This is a genomic window from Marinobacter daepoensis DSM 16072 (genome assembly GCF_000421165.1).
Classification (GTDB): Bacteria; Pseudomonadota; Gammaproteobacteria; order Pseudomonadales; family Oleiphilaceae; genus Marinobacter; species Marinobacter daepoensis.
On the sequence record NZ_ATWI01000009.1, the window covers coordinates 60,706 to 78,575 of the forward strand.

At 55.3% G+C, this 17,870-nt stretch carries 17 protein-coding genes and 1 other RNA gene; 13 read left to right on the forward strand and 5 right to left on the reverse strand.

What is annotated here, in order from left to right:
* Positions 1-41: 41 nt before the first annotated feature.
* The 5 genes from prsR to K325_RS0105785 all read right to left on the reverse strand — a co-directional run bounded on the left by prsR (position 42) and on the right by K325_RS0105785 (position 6,525).
* Complete coding sequence (prsR, locus tag K325_RS0105765) at positions 42-1,412, reverse strand: PEP-CTERM-box response regulator transcription factor (protein ID WP_029653317.1); 1,371 nt, start codon at positions 1,410-1,412, stop codon at positions 42-44.
* 135 nt (positions 1,413-1,547) lie between these two features.
* Positions 1,548-3,686 (reverse strand): XrtA/PEP-CTERM system histidine kinase PrsK, encoded by a 2,139-nt coding sequence (gene prsK, locus K325_RS0105770; protein ID WP_029653318.1) that lies wholly within the window; start codon positions 3,684-3,686, stop codon positions 1,548-1,550.
* A 125-nt stretch (positions 3,687-3,811) separates the two neighbouring features.
* The gene (locus K325_RS0105775; protein WP_029653319.1) at positions 3,812-4,759 is read right to left on the reverse strand and encodes an SDR family oxidoreductase; all 948 of its coding nucleotides are present in this window, start codon (positions 4,757-4,759) and stop codon (positions 3,812-3,814) included.
* The gene (locus K325_RS0105780) at positions 4,759-5,574 is read right to left on the reverse strand and encodes a lysophospholipid acyltransferase family protein (protein WP_029653320.1); all 816 of its coding nucleotides are present in this window, start codon (positions 5,572-5,574) and stop codon (positions 4,759-4,761) included. Before K325_RS0105780 ends, K325_RS0105775 begins: the two co-directional genes overlap by 1 nt.
* A gap of 30 nt (positions 5,575-5,604) precedes the next feature.
* A complete protein-coding gene (locus K325_RS0105785) occupies positions 5,605-6,525 on the reverse strand; it encodes a D-hexose-6-phosphate mutarotase (protein WP_029653321.1) in 921 nt (306 codons plus the stop codon).
* A 105-nt stretch (positions 6,526-6,630) separates the two neighbouring features.
* Between K325_RS0105785 and K325_RS0105790 the strand changes: the two genes are divergently transcribed.
* From K325_RS0105790 to K325_RS0105845, 13 genes are all read left to right on the forward strand, one after another.
* The gene (locus K325_RS0105790) at positions 6,631-7,395 is read left to right on the forward strand and encodes a 2OG-Fe(II) oxygenase (protein ID WP_228128397.1); all 765 of its coding nucleotides are present in this window, start codon (positions 6,631-6,633) and stop codon (positions 7,393-7,395) included.
* A 71-nt stretch (positions 7,396-7,466) separates the two neighbouring features.
* An RNA gene (ffs, locus tag K325_RS18365) (signal recognition particle sRNA small type) lies at positions 7,467-7,563 on the forward strand.
* A gap of 166 nt (positions 7,564-7,729) precedes the next feature.
* The gene (gene dnaX, locus K325_RS0105795) at positions 7,730-9,589 is read left to right on the forward strand and encodes a DNA polymerase III subunit gamma/tau (RefSeq protein WP_029653323.1); all 1,860 of its coding nucleotides are present in this window, start codon (positions 7,730-7,732) and stop codon (positions 9,587-9,589) included.
* Between the two features lie 4 nt (positions 9,590-9,593).
* Positions 9,594-9,917: a YbaB/EbfC family nucleoid-associated protein gene (locus K325_RS0105800; RefSeq protein WP_029653324.1), complete on the forward strand. Its 324-nt coding sequence runs from the start codon at positions 9,594-9,596 to the stop codon at positions 9,915-9,917.
* 32 nt (positions 9,918-9,949) lie between these two features.
* Positions 9,950-10,552 (forward strand): recombination mediator RecR, encoded by a 603-nt coding sequence (gene recR / locus K325_RS0105805; RefSeq protein ID WP_029653325.1) that lies wholly within the window; start codon positions 9,950-9,952, stop codon positions 10,550-10,552.
* A 17-nt stretch (positions 10,553-10,569) separates the two neighbouring features.
* Positions 10,570-11,721, forward strand: a complete 1,152-nt coding sequence (locus K325_RS0105810; RefSeq protein WP_029653326.1) for a ribonuclease D — start codon at positions 10,570-10,572, stop codon at positions 11,719-11,721.
* Positions 11,718-12,011: a YcgL domain-containing protein gene (locus tag K325_RS0105815; protein ID WP_029653327.1), complete on the forward strand. Its 294-nt coding sequence runs from the start codon at positions 11,718-11,720 to the stop codon at positions 12,009-12,011. Before K325_RS0105810 ends, K325_RS0105815 begins: the two co-directional genes overlap by 4 nt.
* Complete coding sequence (locus tag K325_RS0105820) at positions 12,008-12,454, forward strand: YcgN family cysteine cluster protein (protein WP_029653328.1); 447 nt, start codon at positions 12,008-12,010, stop codon at positions 12,452-12,454. The genes K325_RS0105815 and K325_RS0105820 overlap by 4 nt, the downstream gene beginning before the upstream one ends.
* Complete coding sequence (locus K325_RS0105825) at positions 12,454-12,798, forward strand: hypothetical protein (protein WP_029653329.1); 345 nt, start codon at positions 12,454-12,456, stop codon at positions 12,796-12,798. Before K325_RS0105820 ends, K325_RS0105825 begins: the two co-directional genes overlap by 1 nt.
* Before the next feature lie 34 nt (positions 12,799-12,832).
* Positions 12,833-14,836, forward strand: coding sequence for a VWA domain-containing protein (locus K325_RS0105830; protein ID WP_029653330.1), 2,004 nt, complete (start codon positions 12,833-12,835; stop codon positions 14,834-14,836).
* 18 nt (positions 14,837-14,854) lie between these two features.
* Positions 14,855-15,697, forward strand: coding sequence for an AAA family ATPase (locus tag K325_RS0105835; protein WP_029653331.1), 843 nt, complete (start codon positions 14,855-14,857; stop codon positions 15,695-15,697).
* Between the two features lie 22 nt (positions 15,698-15,719).
* Positions 15,720-16,898 carry a vWA domain-containing protein gene (locus K325_RS0105840; protein WP_029653332.1) on the forward strand — a complete coding sequence of 393 codons (1,179 nt, stop codon included), beginning with the start codon at positions 15,720-15,722 and terminating at the stop codon, positions 16,896-16,898.
* Between the two features lie 429 nt (positions 16,899-17,327).
* Positions 17,328-17,798 (forward strand): hypothetical protein, encoded by a 471-nt coding sequence (locus tag K325_RS0105845; protein ID WP_051146578.1) that lies wholly within the window; start codon positions 17,328-17,330, stop codon positions 17,796-17,798.
* The last annotated feature ends 72 nt before the right edge of the window (positions 17,799-17,870 follow it).

The window sequence follows — 17,870 nt, forward strand, 5'->3', positions numbered from 1 at the left end:
CTTCCTTCGTCGGGTCTTGTTCTTTTCCAGCATTGGATGCCTCAGGCTCCGTTAGTGGCCGTATTGGTCTCGATCCGGTACTTGTCGGTGAGGTTGTAGAGCGTTGGGCGCGTTACACCGAGTAACCGGGAGGCCTGAGCCATATTGAAATTACTGGTTGTCAGTGCCTGTATGATGGCTTTACGTTCAGCGTTTTCCCGTACCTGGCGCAGGTTCAGCTGAAAGTCTGTATCACAGCCACTAAGGGGTAATACCAGGTCGTCGGCGGTAATGCGTTTGCCGTCAGCCATGATAATGGCTCGTTTTACCTTGTTGATCATTTCCCGAACGTTGCCGGGCCAGCCATATGCGTTAATGGCCTGTACGGCGTCGTCGGAAAAGGTGAGGTTGGGGCGATCGAGTTGTTTGCCCAGTGTCTTCAGGAGCGACTGGGCAATGACCAGAGGGTCTCCCTCGCGTTCTCTCAGTGCGGGGACATCGAGGGTGATTTCACTGACCCGGTAGTAAAGGTCTTCCCGGAATTCTCCCTGACTGATGAGATCCTGTACGTTTCGATGTGTTGCGCACACCACCCTGACATCGACCGGGATGGGCTTTACGGAACCCACTCGGTCCACGACTCTTTCCTGCAGGAATCGGAGCAGCTTGGCTTGCAGCGCCATTGGCATGTCTCCGATTTCGTCCAGGAACAGGGTGCCACCGTTGGCATTCTCAATCTTGCCCTTTTTGGATTGGGTGGCACCGGTAAACGAGCCTTTTTCAAAGCCGAACAGTTCGCTCTCCAGCAGGTTTTCCGGGATTGCCGCACAGTTGATGGCAACAAACGGTTGATCAGCCCGCTGACTGAGATCGTGGAGGGCTCTTGCCAGCAGCTCCTTGCCGGTGCCGGTTTCGCCATTGATCAGAGTAGTGACGTCGGTCGGCGCAACTTTTTCTACGGTGCGGCAAATGGTCAGCATTTCAGGGCTGGTGGCAACGATGCCTTTGATGTTGGTGCCGTTGCCTTGGGCGGACAGTTCCCGGTTTTCCTTTTCCAGCTCAGCCAGCCGGAAGGCTCGGTTGACAACGAAGGTCAGGATATCGGCGTCCAGTGGCTTCTGGTAGAAGTCGCAGGCTCCCATGCCGATGGCTTTGACAGCGTTTTCCTTGTCTTCGCGACCGGTAACCACAATAACTTTTGTCATTGGCGCCAGCCGCAAGATGTCTTCTAGCAGGGCAAATCCTTCAGTGGCTCCGCCTGGATCTGGAGGTAATCCCAGGTCCAGCGTCACCACTTCCGGTTCAAGGCGGCGCAAGGCGGTCAGTGCGGCGTCACGATCGGCGGCCACCGAGACTTCAATGTCTTCGCTGAAGCACCATCGCATCTGGCTCTGAAGGCCAGGATCATCCTCAACTATCAGTAACTGCTTCACAACAAAAATCAGTCCTTTGTTCCGTGTTTTTATCGGATAGCGTCGTCGTTGCGCATCACGATTCCATAATCACGATTCTTAACTGAACATTGACACTTTGCAATGCTCGCCTTTAAAAATAGTCTGATCCGACGATTAATTGACGGCCCGCTTATTCTCATCGATGTCTGTCTCTGACGTTTTCGGGAAAACCGTCTCGGGTACTTTTGTTCCGGGGTTGGCCAGAGGGATCCGAACCGAAAAACAGGAACCCAGCCCGGGCTCGGAGGTCACATCGATAGAGCCTCCGAGTTCCTGGATGTATTCCCGTGCCTGGTAGGCGCCTATTCCCATACCGGTCAGGCCTTTTGTGCTTTCAAAGGGTTTGAACAAACGGGTACTGATGAAGTCTTCAGTCATGCCGCTGCCGGTATCCTGAATAAACAGGACAACGCTGCCCCGGGCGGTCTTGAGGTTCAGCGTGATTTCTCCGGCCGGAGGCGTGGCGTCCTGGGCATTGTTTATCAGGTGTCCCAGCACGCTCCGGAGTTGTTCCTTGTCGGCGCAAACGCTGATTTCCGGAGGCTCGCCCAGAAGGATCGGTGCCGGGCTTCGGCGGCTGTTGTCTTCAATCAGCGCGCGTACCAGTTCGGTCAGGTTGATGGCGGCGCGCTGCTCTGCAGTCTCCGAAGACGGCTTGCGGATGTGATCGACCAGATTGGCCATCTTCCGTACCGCATGATCGGTGGTCGCAATCATATCGTCTATAAAGGCCGGGTTGTTTCGGTGCCTGGGTGCATTTTTGACCAGGAGTGACAGCTGCGCAATCAGGGTTTTCAGATCGTGAACCATAAAAGCGCTGGCCTTGCTGACGGCTTCAAACTGCATGGCGCGTGAAAGCCGGTTCTGAGCATCGTTCTGGGCGATCAGGTTGCAGGTCTGGCGCGCGACGACCTTGATCAGGTCAAAGTTCTCCCAGTTCAACTCTACCTTGGCGTATGGCTCCCCAACCATGGCAATGCCGTAAAGCTCCTTATCCAGATACAGAGGAATGATCAGCCAGGCCTCGGGAGTGTTGGTAATGGCATCAGGAATCTCCAGCAGGTTATAGCTCAGAGGGTCCTCGCGATATTCATTCAGGTCGATAATCCATTCCTTTTCCCGGAAAAACGACACCAGGTCAGAGTGTTCATCAATAATGGTGTATCTGGAGGTCGCAATGTTTACGCTGGCCTGCAGATGGAAATCTTTTTGCTCGCCTTTGATCCACAGGGCGCCGGCGTTGCTCTCTACCAGCCCGGCCAGGATGCGAGCTACTCGTTCCGGCAATGGAGGCTCGTGGCTAAGGTCTGCAAGTTCCTTGGTCAGTTTCAGCCATTCTTCCCGGTAGTCGTACTTGTAGTCGAAGAAGTTCTGACTGATGAATACCATGAGGCGCCCGCGAATCCGCCGGGACAGCAGAAGGGTCAGCAGGAAGGCAAGGCAAACCGTGATGAACAGTACCTGCAGTGCTTCTCCCCACTCGCCGCCGAGCGCTCGCACGTAATAGCCGCCGACGGCCAGAAGCAGAAGGTAGCCACCCGCGAAAATCAGGGTGCCTGCGTGGAACACGGCGGACCGGGAAAGCCGGAAGTCTACAGGCTGCTTGCGCGTATTGATCACATTGATGGCAAACAGGGGCATTAGCGCCGCATTCACAAAGCCCCGCGCATTCCAGAAAGAGTCAGCCACCTGCCCGAACAGGAGAGCGTCGGCATACATGAAAAAGTCGAACGCGAAGAGCGTGGCAATACCGATACAGAGGTACTTCATGCTGGACCGGCCAAAGGCCGGCGAGTTGCGCCAGATCTGCTCAACGAGTGACAGTCCAAGCAGGGACAGGGCAATTTGCCCGATGACTTTGGTTTTTCCGCTTACCAGATCAATTTCGAGTGCGAACTCCAGAGTGCCAAGGGCCAGCAGTGTCACGATGAGAATGGCGGTGCTGGCGCCGAGAACCATTTTGACCTGACTGGTAAAGCGGCCCTGACGGAAACCATCACGAAGCATGGCAAACAGCAGAAGAATCCAGGCGGTATCCCTGAGAAGCTCAAGCAGGTACCGAATGAAAAAGCCGGGCTGGCCCCAGAGGCTCTGGGCGACCATAACAGACGCCCATAACGTGGTGACGGTGGCAGCAAGGAACAGGGCCCGATCAATGTCGCGCCTTAGGTAACGGGTAGCAACGAGCACCGCCAATACTGCAAACACTGCTGCAGCGGCCCCGTGGCTGATCACGCTGAGATCCCTGAACATTCGCTCTTTCCTTGAACTCCAGGGCGTCGCTTTTCAAGGATTCCCTGGGACTGTATTTATCCTGTACAGGGTAGCGCTGAAACCTGTCGTGCGTCTATTCCAACCCGGAAAATAACCGGCAGGGATTACACCGGCCTTTTGTTGTCCCGGTAATACCGGAAGATTTCTTTGAGCGGTCGTTTGGGGGTAAATCCGAATTCTTTTGCAAAGGCTCGCCCATCGATAACGACCGGATACTTGAAGAAGGCCATCAGGTAAGGTGGAAAGCTCCTGAGGTTGAGCAGGCGCGCAATGGCCTTCGGTACACCGGGCGGGATGGATGGAATCGGGATTTTCCTGCAGCCACACAGTTTCAGGGCATGCTGATAAGCCACCCAGTCCTGCGGAGCAACGTTGAAAACACCTTTGACGGGTTTGGCCCAGGCGGCCACGATGGCGTCCGCCATGTCATCAATGTGGATAAACTGCATCATGGGCGAGAAGCCTGCCAGTGCAGGGGCGCGTTCGCTGCCCAGCAGGGTGCTCATGGTGTTGCGGACGCCTGGCCCCACGATGTTGCAGGGGCGGAGAATGGTGATGTTGAGCTCCGGGTAGCGCCACAGGTAAATATTGGCAAGGTTCTCGAGTTCAACGGAATCCACAAGATCTGCGCTCAGGCCGGCACTCTTCAGGGGGGCGGATTCATCAATCAGGGCGGGGTTGTAGGCCACTGCGCCATAGACATGATAGGTCGAAAGGACGATGACCCGGCGAATACCGTACTTGTGGGAAAGGTCCAGAAGTTTCTGGGTGCCCAGAACGTTCGCGTTGTATCGACGCATGCGGGTAAGCTGGCTGGACAGAATGCGCCCCAGATGAATAACACCATCAAACTGGTATCGGCGAAAGAGGTCTTCGAAAACGCGTTTGTTGAAATCGATGCAGTAGCTGGGAATGTCGTCACCCAGGTAAATCTGTTCCCGAAAGTCTACTGCCACCAGGTCGCAGGTTGCCCTGAGTCGACGGATGACTTGTTGGGCGAGGGCACCGGCGGCGCCGGTAATCAGTATGCGGGGGCGTTGTGGCTTGGTCATCAGAACAGCCCTTTCCTTTCACTCAGTCCTTTGTCGATCAGGCGGCTGATTTCGGCCTTGACCGCTTCAACCCGCTCGGTTACCTGTTCCTCAGGGATTTCTCGGTTGTCAAAGATCATCGGGTCGCCAAAATTCAGGTGGACTTTGGCCGGCAGGATGACAGGCAGAGCTACGGGGACATAAGGAACGCCGAGCGCCCTGGCAAGGGGTTTGATATTGGCGATGGCAGGAATGGTCTCCTCGCACCCCACCACACCGACTGGAACGATGGTTGCGTGGTATTTCATGGCGAGGTGCATGAAGCCATTGCCGAATCGCTGCAGTTGATATCGATCCCTGTAGAGCTTCCCGGAACCACGGACGCCCTCGGGGAAGACGATGACCGCTTCATTGTTGGCGAGCATCTTGGCGCAGTTAACCGGGTCGCCCAGCACAGCGCCGACCTCATTCAGGAGGTTGCCCAGCCAGGGGACGGTGGGGAAAAAGCGCTCAATCATGGCTCGGGGAATTCGGGGATTTTCTGGTCTGGAAGCAAGCGCATAGCCAATCAGTAAGCCATCAATAGGCAGTTGGCCTGAATGATTGGCAATGATCAGGACCGGCCCCTTGGCAGGAATCTTTTCCACACCGCTTGCGGACACCCGAAAGTACTTTTCGTAAATCTGGCGTGCGGCCGAAAAGCCGTACTTGATCGCTTCGTTATTGTATCCCCAGGGGTCATAGCCAAGCGACCCGATGGGCTTTCGAATCCGGTTAACCTGTTCGTCCAGGTCCGCCGGTACCAGTTTCGATTTCAGATACGCTGCCAGGCTCATGCCCGCTCCCTGCTCAAGAATGTCCGCCGCTCATGTGCGACCGAGAAACACGCCCAAGGTATGGCTTTGGCCTTCATTTAATACCCGGTAATCCGAGGCCGCATTGGCTGTTTCGACGCACAGCATATTTTTCCAGCCGGAGTCTGGAAAATCAGACAGGCGTCGCGCTTTGTCCGGGCCCGGATTCCAGATAACGGTTGACCCGCTGCCAACAGAGGTCAGCTTGCGACGGGTATGTGGGGTGATCACCGTCAGCGCTTCGTCCGTTTCGTAGATTCTGTCAACTTCGCCGTCGAAATAGACGGGGCCTTCCTGATTGAAATAGTCCCATTCCCGCAGCGTATCGATGTATTGGCTGTTGCCCAGTCCCAGGACTCGTGTTCTTGTCGCGTCATCCGTGGGAAGGTAAGTGTGCAGTGCCTCGCTGAAGGCCAGTGGTTCGGGTGCAAGATTGGTGGTTGTGAGTGCAATCTGGCAGCCCCTGATGGAGAAGCTGAAGGTGATGAGGGCCAGTGCACGCCCCTCCCATTCGTGATCGAAGTCGTGGTTGGCGTTCAGTGACAGGCTGATCTCAACCTCATGGGCGTTCTCTCGAACATCTTCCAGGTGCCATACAGCGGTGCGGGCAAAGCCGTGAGCTTGTTCTGAAAGAATTCGCTTGCGGATCTCTGGTGCGTTCCTGGCGGGGTTACCAAACCATGGCCAGCACACAGGGATGCCTCCCCGAATGGCGCTGCCGGGCTGGAATCGGGCCAGGTCGCTGAGCCAGAGCCAGTTGGGCTCATCTTTTGGGGCAAAATGGGTGAGGTGAGCGCCCTGCAGGCAGAGTGTGGCCTGGAAGAGCGGGTGGTGAACCTCCAGGGCTTCCAGTTGTCCGATGGTATTCCAGCGTGTGAAAGACCAGGGGCCAAGAGTTCCGTTAGCGGGTGGTTTGTTACGGCTGTCCGACATGATACTGAACGGCATCCTTAGGTGAAAATCCGTAGTCTCAGGGTAAATTAAAACGCTGTACCCGGCGAGTTTCAGAATACAATAAATCAAATAACTGAGGGTTTAATGATGAATCCGGAAAACACCACGAGCGTCATTGTGTCGATGCCAGAGCCTCGGCTTGAGGGTGCCACTGGCCGGTTTGACAAAGTGGCTGGTGATACTGCCAGTCTCGCCGGCAAGGCAGATGGGGCGGGTGTCGCTGCCACCGACGTCTGGCTGGAAGCGTTGGCGGATGGCTTGAGCCAGAAAGCCTGGATAGAGTTAGACCTTAGTGCCCGACTTCCCGTTGGGCTGATTGAGGCGCTGCGGAACGAAGTTGAGATACTGGATCGTACCAAGGCGATGGAGCAGGCTGGCATTGGCCGGGGTACGGATCTTGTTAAAGACCGGGGTGTCCGTCGTGACCGAATAGCCTGGATGGAAGGGTTTACCGCACCCCAGGCGGAGTTGTTCAGTTTCTTCGAGATGATCAGGCTTGGATTGAATCAGAGATTGTTTCTTGGGCTGAAACGATATGAGGCGCACTACGCCACGTACCAGTCTGGTGACTTCTACCGGCGTCATCTGGACAGTTTCAGGGGCCGTGCTTCAAGAATGGTCAGCCTGGTGTTGTACCTGAACGAGAGCTGGGGATTGGAAGATGGGGGAGAGCTCCGGGTTTTCGATGCCATGGATCAGGATCAGGTGGTGGGGCTGGTTCGGCCAGAAGCTGGGCGGGCGGTTCTTTTCCTGAGCGAGGACGTCGCCCATGAAGTGCTACCGGCCAAACGAACCCGATACAGCATTGCCTGCTGGTTTCGTCAGGATGAGGTGCCATTGCCGTTGTAGTCCTTATACCCTTCTGTTACTATGCGCGCCGCTTTCGAGGGAAATGTTTCGAAAAGCCGTTATGGTGGCTCCATTGGTGCCTCCGCAACATGAAACCGTGAACCCGGTCAGGCCCGGAAGGGAGCAGCCGCAGCGGTGGATTTGTGTGCCGGAGGATTGCTGATGGGGCCACCCCCATTTATACCCCCCGTTTTTGATTTTTCTGGTTTCCTCGCTTTCCGGTGAATCTGCCGCCTGTCAACGCGTATGACTTGCCCGTGCTGAATATCCTGGCTTCTTCTCATACTCTGTCCATGCTAGAGTTATCCCCATTTTTCAGAGCAGTTGACGGATCATGAGCTATCAGGTTTTAGCCCGAAAATGGCGCCCCCGCACCTTTGGAGACATGGTGGGGCAGGAGCACGTGTTGCAGGCATTGATTCATGCTCTGGAGCACCAGCGACTGCATCATGCCTACCTGTTCACCGGCACACGAGGTGTCGGTAAGACCACCATTGGCAGGTTGCTGGCCCGATGCCTGAACTGCGAAACCGGCATTACCCCGAACCCGTGCGGCGAGTGCGACAGCTGCAAGGAAATTCTGGAGAACCGGTTTGTCGACCTGATTGAGATTGATGCGGCATCCCGAACCGGCGTGGATGACATGCGCGAGTTGACGGACAATGTTCAGTACGCGCCAACTCGTGGGCGTTACAAGGTGTACCTCATTGATGAGGTGCATATGCTCACTAATCAGTCGTTCAACGCCTTTCTGAAAACCCTGGAAGAGCCGCCTGAGCACGTCAAGTTCCTGTTGGCGACAACCGACCCGCAGAAATTGCCGGTTACCGTCCTTTCCCGGTGTTTGCAGTTCAACCTCAAACGGATGACTCCTGAGCATATTGTCGGGCACCTGAAGCACGTGCTGACTGAGGAGCGCATCCCTTTCGAAGAGCCAGCATTGTGGCTGCTGGCCCGGGCAGCCGATGGCAGTATGCGGGATGCTCTTAGTCTGACCGATCAGGCGATCGCATTTGGCAATGAAAACCTTGCGGCCAGTGATGTCAGCACTATGCTGGGCACCATCGATCAGCGGGACATACAGCGTATCGTTCATTCTCTGGTTGAGCGGGACGGGCCTGGCCTGCTTTCGGAAATCAATCGGATTTCGGATTTTGCGCCGGATTACGGTGTAATTCTTGCCGACATGCTGTCGCTATTCCATCGGGTAACCATGGAGCAGGTTGTGCCTGGCAGTGCAGACAATGCTATGGGCGATGCGGCTCAGGTTCAGGAACTTGCCCGCAGACTCAGCGCTGAGGACGCCCAGCTGTTTTACCAGACAGCACTGATCGGGCGGAAAGATCTGTCGGTGACACCAGATGCCCGGATGGGCTTCGAGATGACGTTACTGAGAATGCTTGCGTTCCGGCCGGGTACAGATCGACGGGAACCGCCCGCATTGGGCACGGGTTCTGCGGGCAATGCGCCCGCCCCGAAAGCGGAGCCCGAGCCTGGTCCTCCTGCCAATGGTGTATCCGGGCCGGTGGGAGAGCCTGCAGCTGTTCCTGCACCTGCTTCAGAGCCGCAACCGCAGCCTGAAGCTTTATCGGCGCCGGAGCCTGCACCTGAGGCATCCGGCTTCGATGAGGTGCCTCCATGGGAGCCCGAGGATGATTACGCTCAGCCCCAGGCGGATGAGCCGGTGCCGGAAGCTCCAATGCCGGTGGAGGCGGAGCCCGAGACGGAGCCATTTTTGGAAAAGAGTTTTTCGGAGCCGCCACAGGCACAGGAAGTGGTGGAGCCGGAGCAACCGGTCAGTCCGGACGGATTCGTTTGGGAGCGGGACTTTCGGACCCTCGGTATCACAGGTATGCCGGGGAATCTGGCCAGCTATGCGTCTATGGAGCTTGACGGCCAGACGGTGGTGTTGACGCTGGACGACGGTCACGCCCGTTTGCTTAATGCCCGTCACGAAGAAAAGATTCTTGCGGCCTTGAGATCACGCTTTGGTGACGCCACACAACTGAAAGTGGAGCAGGGCGTGCCAGGGCTTCACACGCCAGCGGCGTTTGAAGAGCGTCTTCGGGCGGCTCGCCAGAAAGCAGCTGAGGAGTCCATCCGGCAGGACCCGATCGTAAAAAATATAGTGGAACGATTTGAAGGGCGGGTCGTCGAAGAAAGTATCCGTCCTGCAGAAACAGCCAGGAGATAACTGAATGATGAATAACATGGGCGATCTGATGAAAAAGGCCCAGCAAATGCAGGAGCAGATGCAAAAGGCTCAGGAAGAAATCGCAAAGGCCGAAGTGACCGGCGAGGCGGGTGCTGGCCTCGTGAAGGTGACCATGAACGGTCGGCATGATGTACGCAAGGTTGATATAGACACGTCCTTGCTGTCTGAGGACAAGGAAATTCTGGAAGACTTGCTGGCCGCTGCCGTCAATGATGCGGTTCGTCGGGTTGAGGCTAATCAGAAAGACAAAATGTCAGGCATGATGTCTGGGATGGGAATGCCCCCCGGCTTCAAAATGCCGTTCTGAACCGGCTTGCCATCGATTTTTAAGGAGTAGTCATGGCATTCAGCCCTCTGGTAGATGAATTGGTGGAATCGCTTCGGTGCCTGCCAGGCGTAGGCCAGAAAACCGCGCAAAGGATGGCATTCCATTTGTTGGAACGAGGGCGGTCTGGCGGTTCCAGGCTGGCCTCAGCACTTGATCAAGCCATGAGTGGTGTTCGTCGGTGTGACTGCTGCCAGAACTTTTCGGATACCGAGATCTGTCAGATTTGTGAAAATCCGGAGCGTCAAACCGGAACTTTGTGCGTAGTAGAAAGCCCCTCTGACTTGCTTGCTATTGAGCAGGCCGGCGACTACAAAGCCGGTTATTTTGTGCTGATGGGGCACCTTTCACCCATTGATGGCGTTGGTCCGGAGGAAATCGGGATTGAGCGGTTGCTGAAGCGAGTACACGAGGAAGGCATCGCGGAACTGATTCTGGCCACAAATCCCACCGTGGAAGGGGAGGCAACCGCCCATTACATTGCCGACCGTCTCGATGGCCGAAATATCCTGATCACTCGCCTGGCCCATGGTATTCCGGTTGGCGGTGAGCTGGGCTATGTTGATGGCTTCACACTCACCCATGCATTCCGGGGACGCAAGCCCCTGTCTGAATAAGCTCCCAAGGCCTGTCTATGACTCATTCCGATCCGGTTGTACCCGTTCCCCCGGCTCCGGACACCGTTCGCTGGCTGAAATCGCCGGAACAGCTGAATCAATGGCTGGAAGGTCTTGAGCCCGGTGCTCCGGTCGCTCTTGATACCGAGTTTGAGCGTGTGTCCACCTTCTTCCCGATTCCCGGACTGGTGCAACTTGGTGCCAGTGGCGATTTCTGGCTGGTTGACCCTGAGGTTGCCGAAGCCTCTGATGGGTTCAGAAATATGCTGGCCGATGATGCCCGGCCTAAGCTGCTTTACGCCATGAGTGAAGACCTGGAGTTGTTTCGCCATTGGCTGAATGTTGAGCCAGCAGGGGTTCTGGATTTACAGATTGGGGCGGCCCTGGCGGGTGCCGGCTTCTCGATTGGGTATGCCCGGTTGGTTGAAACCCTGTTTGGTGAAATGCTGGATAAATCGGCCACTCGCTCTGACTGGGTTTCCAGACCCTTGTCGCCCGAGCAAGAGCGTTATGCTCTGGACGACATCCGGTTTCTTGAACCCTTGTATGAATGGGTAAGTGAAAAACTGGTGCAGCGGGGCCTGATGGAGGCGCTGGCGTATGAATCTCAGCGTTTTGCCGATGAGGCGGCGGCTCAGGAAAGCCCGACTCAACATTACCTGAAGCTTCGTGGCGGCTGGACGTTGAACCGTGATCAGCAAGCGGTGCTTCGCTCGCTGGTAGCCTGGCGGGAAGACGAATGCCGTCGGCAGGATCGCCCGAGAAACCGGGTCTTGAACGATGGATTATTAATTGCCATCGCCGACAGGCTGCCGGACAGCCCTGATGAGCTCAGGGATGTTCAGGGGGTCCCGGGTGGTTTTGTCAAACGTTACGGCGAACACGTGGTGGCGCTGGTACAAGCTGCGCTCACGGCCGATAATTCCGCGCTTGAGCCTATTGCCCGGCCACTGACCCGTGATCAGCAAGCGTTGTACAAAAAGATAAAGCGTTACTTTAATTCTGTGGCAGAACACCTTGATATTCCTATGGAAATTCTGGCGCCACGAAAAAGGATTGAAAAGCTGATCCAGAACCGAACTCTGGACGGTAATGCGTTTTTTTCAGGCTGGCGTGCAGAAATTGTTGCGCCGGTAAAAAAAGAGATTGAGGAACTGCTCAGCCAATGACTGATCGTGAATTTGTATCGGTGTTTCGAAGCAGCAACAAAAGCGACACTTATATCTATGTCCGTCGGGGACAGGATTGGGAGGCGTTGCCGGATGCATTGCGCCAGGTTTTTGGGGCCCCTGTCCACTCAATGGATCTTTTGCTGACGAGAGAAAAAAAGCTCGCCCGGACAACCGGTGAAGAAGTGCTGGCTTCGATAGAGGAAAAAGACTTCTACCTGCAAATGCCGGAGGAGCAGGAAACATACATCGTCGATTTCAAGCGCAAGATCGAGCAGCATCGAAAATGATCGCTCAGATCCCTTTCTGGCAGCGTAAGCGGCTGGCCGAGATGAGTCCATCAGAATGGGAATCTTTGTGTGATGGTTGTGGCCAATGTTGCCTGCAGAAACTCGAAGATGAAGATACCGGCGAGGTTTATTATACCGACCTTGTTTGTCGCTACATGGAATCCAGCACCTGTGGCTGTTCCGTATACGAGCAACGGTTAAAGAAAGTGCCGGGGTGCACGGTATTGACTGCAGATACGATCAGCCAGTATCACTGGCTGCCGTACACTTGCGCGTACCGCACCCTTGCCGAAGGAAGGGCTCTACCGGACTGGCATCCTCTGCGTAGCGGAGATCCTGAGACCGTTCATCGGTCCGGGGTATCGGTACAGGGAAAAGTGATGTCAGAGGACTGCGTTCCGGAAGAGGATTGGGAAGAACATATCATTCACTGGGTTCTGTAATGATCGATACGGATGCTTCAACGGCTTATGGCATATTCTGGGCGGCTTATATCGTCGCTTTCGCCGTGTTTTTCTACATGATGAAATCGTTGTTCAGAGTGTTGCCTGTCTATGGTTTGCGAACGCTGTTGCTCTCCACCCTGGTGGTACTGATTCTCACCCCGGTTGAGTCGCCGGATATTGCCGGCTGGTGGATTCCCGCCTGGCTGTTCGCGGGTTATGAGTTGATTCTGGGAGATGTGGATGCGGCGGCCAGGGCACTGTTCAACTTCAGTGTTGCGGGCCTCGTCATGCTCTTGGTCTGGATTCTGGATCTTGTTCGCTACCGCTTGGTTAACCGGTAGTGCGGCTCGGGTAACGTCAACGCAGGAGGGGTCAATGAAAAGGTTCAGACACGTTCGGATGGCTGCCGTCCTGCTACTGCTTTCTCTGCCGGTGTTTGCGCAGGAACCATCATTGTCGCTGCCTGCGGATGCCGATATCCGGATTGTGGTGGACATTTCCGGATCGATGAAAGAAACCGATCCTCTGAATCTTCGCCGTCCCGCTGTCCGCCTACTGGCGCGCATGGTCCCTGAGGGGGCTCGTGCGGGGTTATGGACTTTCGGGCAATACGTGAACATGCTGGTGCCCTATGACGTGGTGGATCAGGCGTGGCGCGAGACGGCAATCGAACGTTCATCTCAGATTAATTCTGTCGCGCTGCATACTAACCTCGGCCTGGCCATGGAAAAGGCATCCAATGCCTGGGTGTCGGGTGGTCGTCTTGAGAATACCCATCTGATTGTCCTGAGCGACGGGAAAGTGGACGTGCCCGGGGGGGCAGACGCAAGCGCAGCGGAAGAGCGCCGGATCCTCTCCGCCTGGATACCTGAACTCAAGGCACAAGGTGCCACCATTCACACCGTTGGCCTGTCTGAACAGGCGGACATTGGCTTTCTCCGCACGCTGGCCCGGGAAACCGGAGGCAGTTTCCAGCTGGCTCAATCGGCCGAAGCCCTGAGCCTGGCTTTTGCCAACGCTCTTAATACCGCCGTTCCGCAGGAACAGGTACCCATCGAGGGCGATGGTTTTAACGTCGACGCCGGCGTCAAGGAATTTACCGCTCTGATCTTTTCCGGCCCCGAGGCGGCTACAGAGGCATCTCTGAAACTGGCAGGGCCAGACGGGGCACCCTATACCTATGAAAGTGCGCCAGACCATGTAAATTGGGCATCTGAGCCAGGCTACAACCTGATCACGGTGACTGAGCCTGCGGCCGGACGTTGGCGCCTTCTCGGTGACCTCGGGCAGGGCAGTCGGGTAACGGTGGTGAGTGATCTGAGAATGGCGGTCAGCCCCATACCGACAACCTTTACAGAAAATGAACCCCTGCGCGTTGAAGTGGCTTTTTTTGAAGAAATGGAAAGACTGACAGGGGCCGATTTCCTGTCAGTGATTGACGTCAGCCTCTCGATCACGGCAAGTGACGGACGGAAAGGGACGAAGGAATTATCCGCGCAATCCCCTCCGGAGGATGGTATCTACCGGGACACGGTGGCCAGGCTTCCTGTTTCCGGGCAATACCAGATTGATGTGTTGGCAGACGCCGGCACGTTCTCCCGAAAATTCAGCGTAATGACCAGCTTTGTCATTCCAGGCGAAGAGGCTCCATTGGAGGTGGTGCGTGAGCCTCTGGTGCCGGACCTGTCGGAGCAGGCGGAAGCCTTGCCCGGCTTTGAGGGGGCTGAATCCCCCGCGCCTGCGGTACTGGAAACGCCCGCCGAAGTAGCTGAGCCCCCGACCCCCGAGCAGAAAGTTCAGCCTGCTGCGCCGGAACAAGATGCCTCTGAAGTGGAAGCATCTGACTCCGATACGAAGAAGGCGCCAGAGACTCTTTGGGGATTGCCGCTTTGGGCCTGGGGCTCCGGAGTCGCTTTGCTGGTAGTTATTTCAGGGTTTGTTTTGTTTGCGGTCCGGCAAAAAAGACATCGTGCAGAGGCCCAGGAGGCCGCTGCGGCGGGCCGGGAAACGCTGGATGATCTGGATGTTGACGAAGAGCCTCCGGTGATTGAGCCAGAGAACGATGCGGTGGAGTTTGTGCCAGAGGCTGAAGCTGAAGAGGCGACGATTCCGGAAGTGACCGAGACGGTGCCCGTTGAGCCAGAAGAGCCTGAAATTCCGACAGTAGAAGAGACAGTGTTAGCCGAGGCGGTCGAAGATCCGGACCCCTCTGAGGCGGACGATCCTGCATCAGCTGGACTGGATGTTGAGGAAGACGACGAATTCGGTCTGGAGGACTTTGATCTTTCAGAGTTTGATGATCTGTCCGAATATCGTGAAGATTCTCCGGCCAATGACTGGCCAGAACCGACAGATAAGAAAGAGAATTCTAAAAAGTAACTAACAGGAAGCAGACACATGAAGTTTACCGGTACCGAAAAATACGTCGCCACTGATGACCTGCAAATGGCAGTGAACGCAGCGATAGCGCTGCAGCGCCCGTTGTTGATCAAGGGTGAGCCCGGCACCGGCAAAACCCTTCTGGCGGAAGAAATGGCCTCCGCACTGGGAATGAAGCTGATCCCCTGGCACATCAAGTCCACCACCAAGGCTCAGCAAGGCCTGTATGAATACGATGCGGTTTCGCGGCTTCGTGATTCGCAGCTTGGCGATGAGAAGGTCAAAGATATTAGTAACTATATCGTCAAAGGGAAGCTCTGGGAGGCTTTTGAGGCAGACGAGCAGGTTGTTCTCCTGATCGATGAAATTGATAAGGCAGACATCGAGTTTCCAAACGATCTCCTGCTCGAGCTGGACCGAATGGAGTTTTTCGTATACGAAACCCAGCAGTTTGTGAAAGCGAGAAAGCGCCCAATCGTCGTGATTACAAGCAATAACGAGAAGGAGCTGCCAGACGCATTCCTCCGCCGCTGTTTCTTCCATTACATTAGCTTCCCTGATCACGATACGATGAAGGACATCGTTGATGTGCACTTCCCGGATATCCAGCAGCAGGTGGTGCGTGATGCGCTTGAAGTGTTTTTTGATGTTCGTAAGGTGCCGGGCCTCAAGAAAAAACCGTCAACGTCTGAACTGATTGACTGGCTCAAACTCCTGATGGCCGATGAATTGTCTGCCAAGGCATTGCAGGAGAAGGATTCCAGCTCGGCGTTGCCGCCGCTTTACGGTGCTCTTGTGAAGAACGAGCAGGATGTGCACTTGCTGCAGAAACTCGCTTTTATGGCACGTCGCCGAAACTGATCACCGACAAGAGCTCTGCTTTATGTTGATCGATTTTTTCCTCGAAGTGAGGCGGGCCAAGGTACCCGCCAGCCTGCGGGAATTTCTGGACCTCCTGGAAGCTGTCCAGCAGCGCCTGGCGTTCGCAGACATGGAGGAGTTCTACTACCTTGCCCGGGTATGCCTGGTCAAGGATGAGCGCCATTTCGACAAGTTCGACCGGGCGTTCAAAGCATACTTTGAAGGCATTGAGAACCTGGATGAGCTGCTGGAAGCCCTGATTCCCGATGACTGGTTGCGCGCCGAATTTGAAAAACACCTGACCGACGAAGAGAAAGCAAAAATTGAATCTCTTGGTGGCCTGGAAGAGTTGATTGAAACCTTCAAGAAGCGCATGGAAGAGCAGCAGGAGCGTCACGCTGGCGGCAACAAATGGATTGGAACGGGTGGTACGTCGCCATTTGGTGCAAACGGATACAACCCGGAAGGGTTTCGTATTGGCCAGAACAAGGGGCGGCATGGACGGGCCATCAAGGTATGGGAAAAACGGGAATACCGGGACCTGGATGACAGTATTACGTTAGGCATCCGGAACGTAAAAGTGGCATTGCGCCGCCTGCGAAAGTTTGCCCGACAGGGCGCGGCGGACCAGCTGGATATGGACGATACCATTCGTTCAACGGCCCGGAATGCCGGGTATCTGGACCTTAAAATGGTTCCAGAGCGACATAATGCCGTCAAGGTGTTGATCTTTTTTGACGTGGGCGGTTCGATGGACCCACACGTTAAAGTGTGCGAAGAATTGTTCTCTGCCGCCAGGCTTGAGTTCAAGCACATGGAGTATTTTTATTTCCACAACTTTATTTATGAGAGTGTGTGGAAAAACAACATCCGGCGCATGAATGAAACCACCAGCACCTGGGATATCCTTCACAAATACACATCAGACTATAAGGTGATTTTTGTAGGAGATGCGACGATGGCACCCTATGAGATCACGCACCCTGGTGGTTCAATTGAGCATTGGAACGAAGAAGCCGGCGCGGCCTGGTTTCAGAGAGTGACAGAGCACTTCCGCAAGGTGGTCTGGCTGAATCCGTTACCAGAAAGCTATTGGGGTACCGGTGGTTCGCTGGGAATAACCCGGCAGCTGGTGAATAATCACATGTACCCGCTGACGGTTGAGGGGCTTGAATCGGCGATGCGTCAGTTGAGCAAATAAAAAAAAGCCGATGCGGTTGAGGGCATCGGCAAAGCTCGGCATATTCAAGCGGGGGTTGCCCAAAAGGCGCTCCCGCCACTTCAGGTATAGCAAGTGCGGGGCCAACCTTCATTTATTGTCTTTTCATTCAATCAGTTAGTGTTTTTTCTCCCCCCTGGTTTTCCGTCCCTTCTCAGGGCTTCCCTCTGCATCTGTCAAATTGGTCGACACTCTTCTCTGATCGAAATCCTGACAAATGTCCATTTGGTGAAATGGATACCGTTCTTGGTTGTTATCGGGTGTTACGCTTTATGTCGAAATGTTACCTGAGCCTCGCAATCATCCCGCGAGGTCGTGCAAGGCAGGAAGATAATGTTCGGCAGAAAAAAAACACAACAATGCCGGAGTACCCCAAGGACCAGGGGGTTATTTAAATCCGGTTATATCGTGATGGCCATGGTGTCATCCGCTCATGCGTCTTCACTGGACGACCAGATACAACGCCTGACCGCCGATATCACGCGGCACACGGCGAACGTTTATGCTCTTGAACAGAAGTTACTGCATCCGGTTGATACGCGGGTGATTGTTTTCCTGTCGATCAAGGACAGCGACGCTCTGGAACTGGACTCGGTTGAGCTTTTTGTCAATCAGAAGCCGGTGACGGCGCATCTGTACAGCGATAAAGAACGGCACTCACTTGGGCAAGGCGGCATACACCAGCTGTTTGTTGGCAACCTTTCGGATGGGCCGCACAGCCTCCGGGCGGTCATAAACGCACGGGGAGCCAATAACCGGTTCGTTCGGCGGGAGCTGGTTCACGATTTCCGGAAAGAGTCTGGGACTTTGCATCTGCAGATGCGCCTGAGTGCAAACGCCCCGGATTACGACCCCGACGTCTCATTTTCGGAATGGAAATAGCCAACCATGGCTGAGCGAATACGGCGGTCCTTGATTCAGGTTCTCGGAGTAATCCTGATCCCGATTTTGGGT

Coding starts and splice junctions, on each gene's coding strand:
- prsK (WP_029653318.1), bottom strand. CDS start 3,686: ATGTTCAGGGATCTCAGCGTGATCAGCCACGGGGCCGCTGCAGCAGTG.
- K325_RS0105775 (WP_029653319.1), bottom strand. CDS start 4,759: ATGACCAAGCCACAACGCCCCCGCATACTGATTACCGGCGCCGCCGGT.
- K325_RS0105780 (WP_029653320.1), bottom strand. CDS start 5,574: ATGAGCCTGGCAGCGTATCTGAAATCGAAACTGGTACCGGCGGACCTG.
- K325_RS0105785 (WP_029653321.1), bottom strand. CDS start 6,525: ATGTCGGACAGCCGTAACAAACCACCCGCTAACGGAACTCTTGGCCCC.
- K325_RS0105790 (WP_228128397.1), top strand. CDS start 6,631: ATGATGAATCCGGAAAACACCACGAGCGTCATTGTGTCGATGCCAGAG.
- dnaX (WP_029653323.1), top strand. CDS start 7,730: ATGAGCTATCAGGTTTTAGCCCGAAAATGGCGCCCCCGCACCTTTGGA.
- K325_RS0105800 (WP_029653324.1), top strand. CDS start 9,594: ATGATGAATAACATGGGCGATCTGATGAAAAAGGCCCAGCAAATGCAG.
- recR (WP_029653325.1), top strand. CDS start 9,950: ATGGCATTCAGCCCTCTGGTAGATGAATTGGTGGAATCGCTTCGGTGC.
- K325_RS0105810 (WP_029653326.1), top strand. CDS start 10,570: ATGACTCATTCCGATCCGGTTGTACCCGTTCCCCCGGCTCCGGACACC.
- K325_RS0105815 (WP_029653327.1), top strand. CDS start 11,718: ATGACTGATCGTGAATTTGTATCGGTGTTTCGAAGCAGCAACAAAAGC.
- K325_RS0105820 (WP_029653328.1), top strand. CDS start 12,008: ATGATCGCTCAGATCCCTTTCTGGCAGCGTAAGCGGCTGGCCGAGATG.
- K325_RS0105825 (WP_029653329.1), top strand. CDS start 12,454: ATGATCGATACGGATGCTTCAACGGCTTATGGCATATTCTGGGCGGCT.
- K325_RS0105830 (WP_029653330.1), top strand. CDS start 12,833: ATGAAAAGGTTCAGACACGTTCGGATGGCTGCCGTCCTGCTACTGCTT.
- K325_RS0105835 (WP_029653331.1), top strand. CDS start 14,855: ATGAAGTTTACCGGTACCGAAAAATACGTCGCCACTGATGACCTGCAA.
- K325_RS0105840 (WP_029653332.1), top strand. CDS start 15,720: ATGTTGATCGATTTTTTCCTCGAAGTGAGGCGGGCCAAGGTACCCGCC.
- K325_RS0105845 (WP_051146578.1), top strand. CDS start 17,328: ATGGCCATGGTGTCATCCGCTCATGCGTCTTCACTGGACGACCAGATA.